Raw genomic sequence first — 13,856 nt, 5'->3', positions numbered from 1 at the left:
TCAAGAGTATTTTATATGTATTTTATAGTTATCTAATATTTTATCAAGATAATGTGATTTTTTATATAGTCCTGTGGTCACTCAAAAACGATAGGTATTCCTCACCTATACGACTGAAATAAACCAAGACTAATTTTTTTCTTTTTGGTCTCCTTTGATCCCTTGTTGGTCAAGCAAGGCAGTAATCTGTCGAAGATGCGAAGAGTCCTCTACAATCATATAATCTGGTTGAATTGTCTTCTTTTTAATATCAAAAGTCAATTTAAAGCCGTTGTCGACACGGGAATGATAACCATACAACTCATGCCAACGAACTATTTGTTCGGTTTCATATTGATGAATTTGGCTTGCCGCATAGTATTTTCCATTTAGAATAATCCCATTTGGCAAGATATACAAATTGCCTTGATGACGAACAAGGCTAATGATTAAATAGAACAAATAGGCCAAACTGAAAAATGAAGAACCTAGGAATTCAGTTGTAATCACTATTGCTAAGATTACCACTAAAATCAAAAGGGCAAACACAGTTCCCCATTTAACATACTGATACGACCTCGTATGTTTCGTAAGTGGGGTCATCTCTTTCCATTCAACCGGTACCAAAAGACTAGCAAACTCACTCTCTTTTAACGGATAAAGGGCATCTTGTGAAATTTCAGCAGCTTTCTTTAAATTTAATCGATACCGGACTAAATAAATGACACTAAGCAGAAAAATAACGGTAAATACAAAATTAGTTAGAATTCTTAATTTCCCCTTATCTTTAAATAATCTACCTTTGAATATTTTACCATAAATATTCATTCTTTTATGAGTAAAATTGTGAAAGAGTTACAATTCTATTATCTCAATTTTCTAATTAATATACAATCCATTCTAGTGGTTTTTTCAAAAACTTGTAGGATACAAACAAAATTAGATATGATAGAAATAGTTCCTTTTAGCTAAATAAAGCAAGAAAGCATTCTGTAGAGATTATAATCGAAGCTTCCCGGTTCATATTTCTAGCGGAAACAACGGAACTGAAATAGGAATTAGGGATTATGAGCTTTTCAGACGGTGGGCCATATCTCAATGATGGAGGAATTTTTTCATGAAAAAAGGAGTATTACTTCTTGTACTTGCTACAATCCTTTGGGGTGGCAACTATATTTGCGGTCGCTTCTTAGCACCTGCTTTACCAGCAACATTACTAAATACGATTCGCTGGGCTATTTCTACGTTTATACTTTGGGGGCTATTAGCGTTAAATAAAAAGAAATTTCCTATTTTTTCAAAGTGGAAAGAGTTATTGATTCTTGGCTTTTTGGGGATTTTTGCATTTTCAACATTGAATTATTTAGGGTTACGTTCTCTTAGTGCTTCCTATGCGGGAATGATTTCTGCGGGGATTCCAATCGCCATCTTACTTTTTACACCGCTTTTTTTAAAAGAAAAAATTAAAGCAAAATCCTGGTTAGGTGCTCTCGTTTCCATTATTGGTGTTATTCTTTTGGTTCAGGGTAAACAAGGAGGTACCACCTATGCTTCGATGATTGGTATCGTAGAAATCCTTCTATCGTGTTTAGCTTGGGGAGTTTATACAGTCCTTGGGAAAAAGTATGGCAGTAAGATCGATCCATTAACAATGACCGCAGGGGCATCCTTTTACGGTACCATTCTTAGTGCCATTAGTTGTATCGGGACTGTCCATCCGGACATGATTCATATGAATGCTACCGCATGGTTTGCCGTGGCATATGTAAGTACACTAGCATCCGTTTTAGCCTTCTTCGCTTGGAATGCAGGGGTAAAAATAGTCGGTCCTGCTCTGTCTGCACCATTTATCAACCTGCTTCCGGTTTGGACCGTTGTTTTTGGTGTTCTGCTTTTACATGAGCGCTTCTCGATATTAACACTTGTAGGAGGGGTGATTACGATTATTGGAGCCATATTGGCAACATATAGACGGCCAGAGAAGAAGAAGACAAAAAATCATGCCAAAGCATCATAATAGGTCTCAAGTAGATCACAAAAAAGGCCAGCCATTCACACGACTAATATGCTTAAAAATGGGGAATAATGGTTAACGTAAACCCTTGTATATGGGAACTGAAAGACTAGGAGAAATATTAGATGATTGGGAATACAAAACAGGTGGCATTATATAAAAATCGTAATTTATGGTCGGGAACAATGTTTGGTGTAGGGCTGGTTGCATTTTTGGATGAGGCTGTTTTTCATCAACTACTGCATTGGCATCATTTTTATGACAAATCCACAACCACTGTTGGTTTGGTATCAGATGGAATTTTTCATGCATTCAGCTGGTTTGCTACGGTTGGGGCATTGTATATGGTGGCAGACCTTCGCCGCAGAAAGGCTTTTATTTTTAAAAGGTGGCTTGGCGGCGTTTTGCTAGGGGCAGGTGTTTTCAATTTTTATGATGGCACCGTACAGCACAAATTGATGAGATTGCATCAGATTCGTTATAATGTGGATATCCTCCCCTATGACATGGCATGGAATATCATTGCCATTTGCTTACTAATGATCGGTATTGCCCTTCTTGTTCAAAGTGGAAGGGAATCTAATCAGACGGGGGTAAATCAAAAAAATGCACTTGAATAACCATGAATTTGAAAGCAAATTCCCCTTCCTGGAGGATCCACTTTTACTTTTAATCCTGTCCCTTATCTTGGGGCTATTTTTTTATAACGTATTTATTGGTTATAGACAACGTAACCTTTCATATCCACTCTACCGATCCATTTGTTTGGTTTTGGGGATTTGTTGTATCATTTCCGCGTCATTCGGACCATTAGCCTCCCTGGCACATATGGATTTTACTGCCCATATGCTTGTTCATTTGCTGCTTGGAATGCTCGCCCCGCTCCTAGTGGTTCTGGCTAGCCCACTAACGTTACTCTTAGGAACTCTTAAGGTAGAGGCTGCCCGTTCTCTAACAAAAATTTTAAGATGGAAGCTTTTTGCAATCTTAAGCAACCCAATCATTGCTTCAATTCTCAACATCGGAGGGCTTTGGATTCTCTATACAAGCACTCTATATTCCGCTATGGGGCATAATATTCTTCTGCATATGCTAGTACATATTCATGTGTTTCTTGCTGGGTATCTTTTTACTGCGGCCATTATTTATATGGATCCTACACCGCACCGAAAAAGTTACTTATTCCGTGCGATGGTTTTAGTTATCACAATAGCCGGACATGATATCCTTGCAAAATATCTCTATGCGCAACCACCAGCCAATGTTCCCATTAAACAGGCCGAAACTGGCAGCATGTTGATGTATTACGGCGGAGATATCATTGACCTTCTTTTAATAACCATTTTTTGTTTTCAATGGTTCAAAGCTGCCCGGCCCCGAGTCAATATGAATACGGACTTTTATTGATTTTAAAAAGCCGCAGCAGGTCTTCTGCGGCTTTATGTATTCAAGCATTTTCAATAAATCAAATTAAGACAACAACGGAATTCTGTCCCGATATCTCTCTATTAAACGATGGTTGTGTTCATCTGCCCCATCGATATTACCACTTAAGAATACTGGCGGTTCAAATCCGTTATCCGCCATCATTTTAATCGCCTCTGCGAAAATCGCATTTAAAATAACCGCCCCCACCACCGTGGAAGTTGAGCCAAAAGGAACAGCCACTTTTTCATAGGTAAGAGCAGCATCACCTTTTGTGGAGTGGTTATCAATCACTAGATCAACTGAATTGAAGAGGTGTTTTCCACTCTTATGTTTGGAAGGCTGACTTTTCGAATATTCCAATGAAGTAAGTCCAATCACAAAAGCTCCCTTTTTCTTGGCTTCCTGTGCCACGTCAACTGGAACAGGATTGCGTCCGGATGTCGATAAAACAAAGAAAACGTCTTCCGGAAGGATTTCTTGGTCTTTTATAAATTCCAGAGCATAATCGTTTTGTCGTTCTAACTGTGAGGATCTTAATGCCCCCTCGTGAAGCATCAAAGGTTCCACTAGTATCGGTTTAATGGGAACAAGTCCTCCGGCGCGGTAAAAAACCTCTTCTGCTAAAATATGTGAATGGCCGCAGCCAAACAGTTGGACAATCCCTCCGTTTTGAATTGCTTCTGCAACCTTTTCGGCTGCCTTCTTAAGCTTTTCCATTTCATACTTCTCAACTAGTTGAATCTTTTCTTTTGCTTTTTCAAAGTATTGGTTTAACACAATTGACTGCCTCCTAATTTTCTATCATTACATCTATAGTATGTTTCTCCAATTTAAACCTTCTAAAATTGTATTTTACTAAATACCTTCTAAAAGCATCAAGTAGCCATCCTTTTCTCAGCTTCCCAATAAAAAAGAACACATTGTATCCAATGTGTTCGAAAGTGTACCATTTATAGTGCCGGAGCTTCCATCCCCATCAGGCTCCACTCTTCCCGAGCAGGTCCATAAACACCAGGTACCTTCAAGCCAGCTTGGCGCATAAGGACTGTCAGCTGTCCACGATGATGGATAATATGCTTAATGAGGAGTGAAAGCGTCACTGCTTTAGGCATATCCATACCAAATACATTTATCATTTCCGTTAAGGATTGGTCTGTCCACTGTTCTTTTACCGCGTTGCTTGTATCAGCTGTAACCTTTCGAAAACTATCTGCAATTACTTTAGCAGAAGTCGGTACGGTCGTTGCGTTTTCCACAGCACCAACCTGAATTCCGAATTCATTAAGCATTTCAGGAGTACTTGTTACAATATGCCAGGCAATTCTGCCTAATGTACGATCTTCTTGCGATATCGCTTGTTGAAGTGAGCTATCAGTTAATGCATCCAAAACCTTTTGAGTGGATTCCATTTCCTGGTTCCATTCCCCATTAAATTCATTAATAGAAGTATACATTTTACATTCCTCCGTTTTATTTCTCACACTAAAATATGGCGATTTAAAGTATAGCATTAGAGAGCCCATTTACAAAATTTACATTCAACACTGTTCTTTAACAAAAGCCAAGAATTTAAAAAAAGTGCCATCATCCTTCCATAAAAAGATTACTGGCACTTATTCTTTTTAAATCCCCTCGACCAACATTTTTTCAAATGCCCCAATTGTCGTTGGCTTACTAAACAGATATCCCTGCACTTGGTTGCAGCGGTGATCATGTAAAAACTTTAATTCCTCTTCCGTTTCAACCCCTTCTGCTATAACATCCATTTTTAAAATCCGGGCCAAATGGATCATAGCAGAAGTAATTCCGGCATTTTCGGATTGAGAAGAAATATTATGAATAAATGAGCGGTCTATCTTAATTCCATCTAATTTAAAGGATTTCAAATAAGAAAACGAAGAATATCCTGTTCCAAAATCATCAATATAAATCTTAATACCCAATTTCTTTAAATCCTGAATCGTTTGCACGACATCTGCTTCATTTCGCATTAATGAATTTTCCGTAATTTCTATCTCGAGGAATTCACCAGCTACCCCGTACTCCTCCAATGTCTCCCTTACACTTTCCGCAAAATCCTTTTGCAAAAAGCGCTGGGCACTGATATTAATACTGATGGGAATAAGCGGAATTCCTGCTTCTTTCCATTGCACCAAAAGTTCACAAACCCTCTTTTTTATCCATTTGCCCATTGGAATAATCAAGCCTGTCTCTTCTGCCAATGGGATAAAATCAGATGGCGGAATTAACCCTAATCTTGGGTGATTCCAGCGGATTAATGCCTCAGCACTTGTTATTTTTCTTGTTCTTGAATCAACCCTTGGCTGCAGATGGACTATAAATTCATGGTTCAGCAATGCTTTTCGCAGATCTCGTTCAAGAAAAAAAGACTGATAACTCATTTTATCCATAACTGCAGAATAAATTTGAAAATTATTTCTCCCTTGATCTTTAGCTTTGTAAAGAGCAATGTCAGCATGTTTCATTAAATCTATGACATTATCACCGGCCGTTGGATAAATACTAATTCCAATACTGGCTGTCATAAAAAGCTCGTAACCTTCAATAAAAAAAGGATCCTTCAAACTGGCTAGGATATTCATAGCAACATTGGCGGCCTCTTCATCTACGTCAATCGAGGGACATAGAACCATAAATTCATCCCCGCCCATTCTGGCAATATAATTCCCATCACCAATTTGAATGTTTAACCGGCGGGAAATCTGCTCTAATAACTGGTCGCCAATCATATGCCCTAATGTATCATTCACATTTTTAAAGCGATCCAAATCAATATACATAACCGCAAGCTTTTGTTTGGAAGCTTGAGAATAAGTAATCACATTTTTTAGCTTTTCTTCAAACCCTCTTCTATTAAGGAGCTCAGTTAATTCATCATGGGTCGCTAAAAAGGCGTTTAATTCCTGTATCTTTTTTTGCTCCGTAATATCCTTCCCAATCGAATAGATCCCGGTAATATTCTGATCGACAATTATCGGTAGATAAGTTACGTTTAGAAAAATTTGATGTCCGTTCTGGTGATAGACAGCCATTTCAAAATTCTGCGGCTCTCCTTTAAGGGCTTTTTCAAAGCATGAGCGATGAATAGATTGATATTCTTTTACAATCAGTTCCGCGCCAGATTTCTTTTTAAAATTCTCTAAAGAATACCCTAACACCCTTTCCGTCGCAGGATTCATGGTAACAATCTTTGCTGTAGTATCAAAGGTGAACACCGCATCTTGGCTGTGTTGAAATAAGGATTGATAAAGCAGCCTATTTTCCTTAAGCTGTTTTTGTGTATTTCTCAACTCAGTAATATCATAAACTGTCCCGACAAGTTCAATGACCTTGCCGCCCTGTTTAATCGGCGTAACATCTACGTATACCAATCTGCCGAATAAGTCGATTTCATACTGGACGCTTTGTCCAGTAAAGGCCTTTTGATAGTGGAAGAGTTTAATGCTGGCAATATCTTTTGGAAAAACTTCATATGGGCTTTTATTTCGATGTGATTCTGTATTAAAGCCCATACTTTGAAGAAGTTTTCCCTCGGCCATTGTATAAACAATATTCCCGTCTATTCCCCTTTTCAATTTAAAAATACCATTCTCAAGAGTATTTACGGTTTGATTAAAATCATCCTTAAGGGACTTGTGAAATTCAGCTTCCATCTGCTTTTGCTCCGTAATATCAACACGAAAAGAAATATACCGATACGGTTTCCCTTTTTCGTTCAGAATAGGAACAATGGTGGTATGAACCCAATATAGTTTTCCATCCTTTGTTCGATTTTGGATTTCGCCTTTCCAGACTTCTCCAGAACCGATCGTTTTCCACATTTCGCGAAAAAACTCTTTTGAATGAAATCCAGAATTAATCATTCGATGGTCTTGCCCAATTAATTCTTCTATGGTGTACTTAGAAAGTTCACAAAATTTTTTATTCGCAACCTTGATGATGCCCCGCTGATCCGTTATGGCAATAATAGAAGATTCGTCTAACGCATATTTAAGTTCCGAGAGTTCCCTATTCAAAGCAATGATATCCTGGTAGTTTTCTATTTGAGTGAAAAAAGGATTTTCCTGCTGATGTAAAGTTTCCATATTGGGTTTCTCCTTAATCCCATTAGTATAAATATTATATATGGTCACCTCATGAAAATCGACAAATTTTTTATTGGCATCGGTTCTAAAATCATCCGCCTAGTATGTATGGACTTTAAGACTCTTTTTTTAAAATCTGTTATAATCTTAACTGATAAGGAAGTGATGATTTGAAAGAAACTATTCAATTATTAGCGGACATAGTCAATAATCTTCATGATTTTATACAAATATATGTGAGCAGCTCGTTGAATCTTCAATTAACGGATAAGGACCTGCATTTCTGGATCATGGGAATGATTGGAATCGTAGTTTTTCTTTTCGTGCTGGCCACCTCCAGATTTATTGTAAAAATGCCTTTTGGAATTACGATTCTATCTTTCTTATATACAACAACTTTTATGTTTGTTTTAGTATTTGCTATCGAAATCCAACAGGCATTGACGAATCGAGGAAATATGGAATTTGAGGATGCGATCGTAGGTCTTTTAGGTTTTTTCGCGTTTTTCCTAGTATTTGTTGTGATTGCATTTGTATTGTTTACGGCTAGAAGAATCGTAAAATCCTTTTTTAAAAAATAGATTTCCTAAAAAAATCCCCAATACGGGGATTTTTTTATACTATAAATACATTCTAAATAGCTAATCTCCCCCGTCAATTAAGCCGACCGTACTTTCTGCCTTCGGAATTGCAAATTTAATAGTCGGTCAAGTTTTTTACTTAATAGAACCGTTTCTGACGAGGTTAATCCTTTTGTCATTCCTACGGTTATCATTGTATTTCGTACCGTTTCAATTTGGTAAATTAAGTCATCGTTTGTCATATCTAGTAACTCCTTCTATTTGCAACTACAAGATTAAGTTTACCAATTGAAAACGCATTCAGAGAAACAGTATTTATCATCAAATATCGACATTATCCGTTGGTATCCTTGAATTTAACACACTTCCCTATAATTTCCACAAGCAAAAATACTTGAATATATTTCCAAAATTCAACAAAAACTGTTCTCTTCCCGCAAAAACGACTCGGTGTAAGGTTTGAAAAATAATTGACATCCTATGGCATTGATTTTATCGTTATCTATGTTCTACTAATTATTTGGCGTACTAAACCTACTAAAATTTCTGGAGATGTTCATGAAAGAATATGTTTTAAGGCAAAATGCCAAAAATTCTAAGCTGAAATTTACTTTTTTAAAAAAGGACCTGGTATTTACAATCTCCTTTATCTTAGCAATGGCGAGCAGCTTCATTCATCCGCCTAGACTGGAGTATATCAATTTTAAGGTATTAGTCAGCTTATTTAACCTGTTGCTCGCGATTAAGGCCTTTGAAGAACTAAAACTATTAGACAAATTCGCAATTGGGATATTGAATAAATGCAAATCTAGCAAACAGGTTTCTGCTATTCTAATATTATTATGCTTTTTTATCTCGATGTTCGTAACGAACGATGTAGCACTTATCACGTTTGTGCCATTAACCCTTATCATCAGTAAAAAGGCAAAAATTAACATGATGGAAACCATTATCCTACAAACCATTGCGGCGAATATGGGCAGTAGTTTAACCCCGATGGGAAATCCACAAAATTTATTTATTTTCTCCCATTATGGAATAAATCCGGCTCAATTTTTTACAACAATCTTATTGTTGGCATTTCTAGGAGGAAGCTCGCTTTATTTTTCTATTTACCGACTTAAAGGCAAAAAAATAAATATCGCACTAGACCCTATTCCAATAAAAAATCGAAAAAAAGCTGCGGTTTGGGGAATTATTTTTTGTATCATTATTGTTTCCATTTTTGGAGGAATGAGTTACCAGCTTGCTGCGATTATTACATTTCTTACTGCCTGTGTTTTAGATTATAAATTATTAGCAAAAATTGATTATCTCTTACTTATTACATTTATCTGCTTTTTTATTTTTATAGGAAATATCGCAAATATCGAAGCGCTCCGGGATTTTGCTAATGAAGGCTTGAAAGGCTCCACCTCTGTCTATTTTAGTTCAATCTTAGCAAGCCAATTGATTAGCAATGTTCCTGCCGCCATCCTTTTATCAAACTTTACGATGGATTGGAAGCCCTTATTATTAGGAGTCAATATTGGCGGTCTTGGTACAATCATTGCATCACTCGCAAGTGTGATCTCTTATAAGCTATATGCTCAATCAAACCCTGGTAAGAGCAAAAGGTATTTAATCCAATTCAGCCTTTACAACTTTACGTTCTTAATTTTCTTAGCATTGTTACAGTTTTTTATCCTAAGGCTGTTTTAAGCAAAAATGGAGAATTGCTTGAGAAATATAACCAATTAACCTTTGGCTATCAGAAAGATTGGGCCCGTTATGTTTACAGTGCAAAAAGGAAAGAAACCCAGGAAAAACGGCTACTGGAAATGGAGACGGTATTGGGCGAAGGATTTAAATCAATGGAATTGTACAGGCAAAGTAAAAAATAGGGTTTTAAAGATATGGCCACGATTTTGTTTATCGTGACCATATTTTAGTATTTAATTTAGATGAGATTAATTTTCATTTTACATAATATTGTTATGTTTCATCAAACGAAATTTAAATAACATCCTCAAATTCTCTTGCAATTCTTTCAAATGCTTCTTTTATAAGCGGCCTTGGTGACGGGATGCAAATCCTTTGAAAGTCAAGTCCTTCTTCCCCAAACATTTTACCGTCTTCGAGAATAACGTTTGCTTTATTATAGATCCGTTCATGGACTGCTTCTGGTGTCAGCCCATATCTACTGAAGTCCATCCACATAATATAGGTTCCTTCTGGGATTTTCACCTTTACTTTCGGCATTTTTTCTGCTAAAAACCTCACAACCCAATCCATCGTGCCATCAATATATTCTTTTAGCTGTTCTAACCAATCTTCCCCTTCAGTATAAACAGCGATCAGCGCAGAAACGGTAAACGGTGACGGCAAATGCATCCCCATTACCTTATTCATGGTTTTCCTCAGCTCAGGATTTAAAATAATTACATTTGTACAATGAAGCCCTGCTACATTAAAGGTTTTGTTAATCGCAGTAAAAGTGATAATATGGTCCACATTGTCAACGGCTTTGGCAATGGGAATAAACGTTTGATTACTCCGAACGAGGTCCCCGTGAATCTCATCTGCGACAATCAGAACATTATGTCTTTCGCAAATATCGGCTAATCTTTGTAATTCTTCCTGGTTAAATATTCTTCCTGTAGGATTATGCGGGTTACACAAAATAAACATCTTCGTCTTCTCTTGTTTTGCTTTCTCTTCAAAATCCTCAAAATCAATCTGATAATATCCGTCCGCTTCAGGTTTTAGCGCATTATTCTGTACCTCGCGATGATTCGCTTCAATCGCCGCTGTAAATGGGGGGTAAACCGGGCGTTGGATGATAATCCCGTCACCTGGATCTGTAAAAGCTCTTACGGCAATGTTCAACGCATGGACTGTTCCAGGACTGTAGATAATTTCTTCCTTTTGAATATCCCAATCATGTCGCTTTTTAAACCAATGCTGGATAGCCGTAAAATACTCTTCCGGAAAAACGGAGTAACCAAAGATTCGATGGTCAACTGTTTTATGTAAGGCATCAATCAAGGGCTGGGGTACAGGCAGATCCATATCCGCTGTAAACAAAGGAATCGTCTCTTCATCATATCTAGATGTGAGGCCGATCTCTTTTATCAGTTTTCCTCCATCCCATTTTAATGAATATGTACCACGGCGATTCACTACTTCATCGAAGTTGTATTTCATGAACAACACTCCTTTAAAAAAAGCCGAATTAACCAACCAATTTTGGTAAAATTATCATTTTTAGTTTCAAGCCCATTATACTACATATCTTAAACCGAATGAAATTGCATTTTCTAGCAATAGAGGTCCTCATTTCTGAGGACCCTCTCTAAAAATCCTATTATATAACCCAGCCAAACCATTTTACAGACTGTGTAATGACAAGCGGGACTAGAATGGCAATGACGGTTGGAATCAGGAATGCCATAAATGTCCACTTTTTACTTTTGGTTTCCTTATAGATATTGATTAATGTTGTACCACATGGATAATGCAACAATGAAAATAACATCATATTTAATGCAGTCAACCAAGTCCAGCCATGTTCAATAAGAATGGCTTTTAAATCAACAAGACTATCAACTTCAGTCAAAGAACCCGTTGATAAATATCCCATTAACAGGATTGGCAGGACAATTTCATTTGCGGGCAACCCCAAGATAAAAGCCATCATAATGTATCCGTCTAAGCCAAGTAATTTTCCAAAAGGGTCCAAAAACTGTACGGCATACATTAAAATACTTGTATCACCAATATAGAGATTTGCAAACACCCAGGTTAAAATAGCTGCAGGTGCTGCAACTTTCACTGCTCGCATTAAGACGGACCAGGATTTTGTTAAGGAAGAGCGAATGACCGTATCCAGGATTTTTGGTTTCCGGTAAGGCGGCAGTTCTAACGTGTAATGGGTCGGGACCCCTTTAAGGGCTGTTTTGGAAAGAATCCATGAAACAAAGAAGGTAACAAGGATTCCAAATAAGACGATCCCGACGAGAGTCGCAGTCGAAACAAATAATTTCATTCCACCGGTAAATCCCGCAGCCATAAATAACGAAGCAAACACAATCAGGGTACCCCAACGTCCATTACAAGGGACAAAATTATTGGTCAGAATCGCCAGCATCCGTTCACGAGGTGATTCTATAATTCTAGTCGAAATAACAGCAGCTGCATTACAGCCAAACCCCATTGCCATTGTTAGTGACTGCTTCCCATGCGCGCCGACCTTTTTAAACAAACGGTCCATATTAAAAGCAACCCGGGGAAGATATCCGTAGTTTTCTAAAAGAGCAAATGTCGGAAAAAAGATGGCCATTGGCGGCAACATTACCGCAATCACCCAGGTTGTTCCACGATATAAGCCAAGGACTAACATCCCATGAAGCCAATTCGGTGCGTGTAAAAAAGTAAAAACAGCTGTGATATACTGCTCTAACCATCCAAAAAAGTCAGCAATTAAGGAAGATGGAATATTTGCTCCAGCAATGGTAATATAGAAGACCGTTCCCAACATGATTAACATAATTGGAAAGCCGAAAATGGGAGAAGTGAAAATCGCATCTAGTTTTTCAGTCCGAGTATCCCTTTTCGATTTTGTATAGGAGACACCCACCTTGCAAAGTTGATGACTTCGGTCGTACAAATGTTGTACAACCTCATCTCTTAACTTCGCTGTCGACATCTTTTGAGCTTCATTGTATAGCTGTTCGATATTCATTTACGTCTCCCCCTTTAAGTCTTAGGTAATGATTAATTTCACCTAGTAAAGACTCATCACCATCCAATAAACGGAGGGAAACCCAGCGGGAGGATATATGGTCACCGACAATCTCACGTACTTTCGGTTCGATTTTTTCAATTTTTTCTTCGATCTCCTGCGGATATTTCACTGGAATAGGATGGCAAACTATTTCCCCAGTAACAATACGATGAATGGTATCAAGAAGCATGGGAAACCCTTTTTTATTTCTTGCAGAAATTTTGAGTACTGGAACCCCAAGCCGATTTGTAAGCAGATGCTCGTTAATGTTTATTCCTTGTTCTTCTGCAACATCGATTAAATTTATACAAATGACTACATTTTTTGTCATTTCCAAAACCTGCAGGGCAAGATTAAAATTCCGTTCCAAGGATGTGGCATCAAGGACAACGATTGTTACATCTGGTTTTTCAAATACAATGAAGTTTCGTGCCACCTCTTCATCCTTGGAATTTGAAAAAAGGGAATAGGTACCTGGGAGATCGATCAATTGAAATCGAGTATCTTTAAATGCAATGCTCCCCTTTGCAAGTGAAACCGTTTTTCCAGCCCAATTACCCGTATGCTGCTTCAAACCAGTTAAAGCGTTAAACAATGTACTTTTACCTGTATTGGGATTTCCCGCTAAAGCAATCCGATATTCATTCCCCATCTTTCACCAGCTCCCCTTCAATTTTTGAACTCTCCTCTTTTCTTAATGCAATGGTTGTTTGACTTACACGAAAAGCGATAGGGTCTCCCAACGGGCTTTTCCGAACTACCTCAACTAATGCATCTTTTACAAAGCCTAAATCTAATAATCTTCTTCTCATTACACCTTCCAGTTGAATCGAAGTTATTTTAATAATATCGCCTTTTTTTCCATCCTCAAGCTTAATAATATTAGTTGTCCCCATTATTTTTTCACACTCCTCAAAGTTTTTACCGAGTGCAACTTTTTACTAATTATATGTTGTGGTCATAAATTTGTCACCTAATTCGGC

At 37.6% G+C, this 13,856-nt stretch carries 15 protein-coding genes; 6 read left to right on the top strand and 9 right to left on the bottom strand.

Annotated features, from left to right (window positions below; all coding sequences use genetic code 11):
• Positions 1 to 129: 129 nt before the first annotated feature.
• Positions 130 to 807, bottom strand: a complete 678-nt coding sequence (locus tag M028_RS0124865; RefSeq protein WP_081810885.1) for a hypothetical protein — start codon at positions 805 to 807, stop codon at positions 130 to 132.
• Positions 808 to 1,096: 289 nt separating this feature from the next.
• Between M028_RS0124865 and M028_RS31035 the strand changes: the two genes are divergently transcribed.
• From M028_RS31035 to M028_RS0124850, 3 genes are all read left to right on the top strand, one after another.
• Positions 1,097 to 1,996 carry a DMT family transporter gene (locus tag M028_RS31035; RefSeq protein ID WP_051591239.1) on the top strand — a complete coding sequence of 300 codons (900 nt, stop codon included), beginning with the start codon at positions 1,097 to 1,099 and terminating at the stop codon, positions 1,994 to 1,996.
• A 122-nt stretch (positions 1,997 to 2,118) separates the two neighbouring features.
• The gene (locus M028_RS0124855; protein WP_026576257.1) at positions 2,119 to 2,613 is read left to right on the top strand and encodes a DUF2243 domain-containing protein; all 495 of its coding nucleotides are present in this window, start codon (positions 2,119 to 2,121) and stop codon (positions 2,611 to 2,613) included.
• On the top strand, positions 2,600 to 3,400 hold the full coding sequence (locus M028_RS0124850; protein ID WP_026576256.1) for a cytochrome c oxidase assembly protein: 801 nt from the start codon (positions 2,600 to 2,602) through the stop codon (positions 3,398 to 3,400). Before M028_RS0124855 ends, M028_RS0124850 begins: the two co-directional genes overlap by 14 nt.
• 63 nt (positions 3,401 to 3,463) lie before the next feature.
• Here M028_RS0124850 and M028_RS0124845 read toward each other — a convergent pair whose 3' ends face one another.
• The 3 genes from M028_RS0124845 to M028_RS31030 form a co-directional block, all read right to left on the bottom strand.
• Positions 3,464 to 4,198: an SIS domain-containing protein gene (locus M028_RS0124845; protein ID WP_026576255.1), complete on the bottom strand. Its 735-nt coding sequence runs from the start codon at positions 4,196 to 4,198 to the stop codon at positions 3,464 to 3,466.
• A gap of 173 nt (positions 4,199 to 4,371) precedes the next feature.
• Positions 4,372 to 4,875, bottom strand: a complete 504-nt coding sequence (locus M028_RS0124840) for a DinB family protein (RefSeq protein ID WP_026576254.1) — start codon at positions 4,873 to 4,875, stop codon at positions 4,372 to 4,374.
• 168 nt (positions 4,876 to 5,043) lie between these two features.
• Entirely contained in the window at positions 5,044 to 7,527 is a 2,484-nt protein-coding gene (locus M028_RS31030; protein WP_051591238.1) for a sensor domain-containing protein, read from the bottom strand.
• A 170-nt stretch (positions 7,528 to 7,697) separates the two neighbouring features.
• Between M028_RS31030 and M028_RS31025 the strand changes: the two genes are divergently transcribed.
• Complete coding sequence (locus M028_RS31025) at positions 7,698 to 8,108, top strand: hypothetical protein (RefSeq protein ID WP_035424664.1); 411 nt, start codon at positions 7,698 to 7,700, stop codon at positions 8,106 to 8,108.
• 77 nt (positions 8,109 to 8,185) lie between these two features.
• Here M028_RS31025 and M028_RS32400 read toward each other — a convergent pair whose 3' ends face one another.
• Positions 8,186 to 8,350, bottom strand: a complete 165-nt coding sequence (locus M028_RS32400; RefSeq protein WP_081810884.1) for an aspartyl-phosphate phosphatase Spo0E family protein — start codon at positions 8,348 to 8,350, stop codon at positions 8,186 to 8,188.
• A gap of 316 nt (positions 8,351 to 8,666) precedes the next feature.
• Between M028_RS32400 and M028_RS0124820 the strand changes: the two genes are divergently transcribed.
• Both M028_RS0124820 and M028_RS32395 read left to right on the top strand, forming a co-directional pair.
• A complete protein-coding gene (locus tag M028_RS0124820; protein WP_026576253.1) occupies positions 8,667 to 9,809 on the top strand; it encodes an SLC13 family permease in 1,143 nt (380 codons plus the stop codon).
• Between the two features lie 14 nt (positions 9,810 to 9,823).
• A complete protein-coding gene (locus M028_RS32395) occupies positions 9,824 to 9,991 on the top strand; it encodes a YdeI/OmpD-associated family protein (RefSeq protein WP_231510890.1) in 168 nt (55 codons plus the stop codon).
• A 112-nt stretch (positions 9,992 to 10,103) separates the two neighbouring features.
• Here M028_RS32395 and M028_RS0124810 read toward each other — a convergent pair whose 3' ends face one another.
• The 4 genes from M028_RS0124810 to M028_RS0124795 all read right to left on the bottom strand — a co-directional run bounded on the left by M028_RS0124810 (position 10,104) and on the right by M028_RS0124795 (position 13,769).
• Positions 10,104 to 11,294 carry a MalY/PatB family protein gene (locus M028_RS0124810; protein WP_026576252.1) on the bottom strand — a complete coding sequence of 397 codons (1,191 nt, stop codon included), beginning with the start codon at positions 11,292 to 11,294 and terminating at the stop codon, positions 10,104 to 10,106.
• A 160-nt stretch (positions 11,295 to 11,454) separates the two neighbouring features.
• Entirely contained in the window at positions 11,455 to 12,831 is a 1,377-nt protein-coding gene (locus M028_RS0124805; protein WP_026576251.1) for a nucleoside recognition domain-containing protein, read from the bottom strand.
• A complete protein-coding gene (locus M028_RS0124800; protein ID WP_026576250.1) occupies positions 12,806 to 13,525 on the bottom strand; it encodes a FeoB small GTPase domain-containing protein in 720 nt (239 codons plus the stop codon). Before M028_RS0124800 ends, M028_RS0124805 begins: the two co-directional genes overlap by 26 nt.
• Positions 13,515 to 13,769: a FeoA family protein gene (locus M028_RS0124795; protein ID WP_026576249.1), complete on the bottom strand. Its 255-nt coding sequence runs from the start codon at positions 13,767 to 13,769 to the stop codon at positions 13,515 to 13,517. The genes M028_RS0124800 and M028_RS0124795 overlap by 11 nt, the downstream gene beginning before the upstream one ends.
• Positions 13,770 to 13,856: the final 87 nt, after the last annotated feature.

This window comes from Bacillus sp. UNC438CL73TsuS30 (assembly GCF_000482325.1).
Taxonomy (GTDB): Bacteria; Bacillota; Bacilli; order Bacillales; family Cytobacillaceae; genus Neobacillus.
The sequence above is the reverse complement of the archived record's forward strand: the minus strand, read 5'-3'. Positions and strand labels throughout refer to the sequence as shown.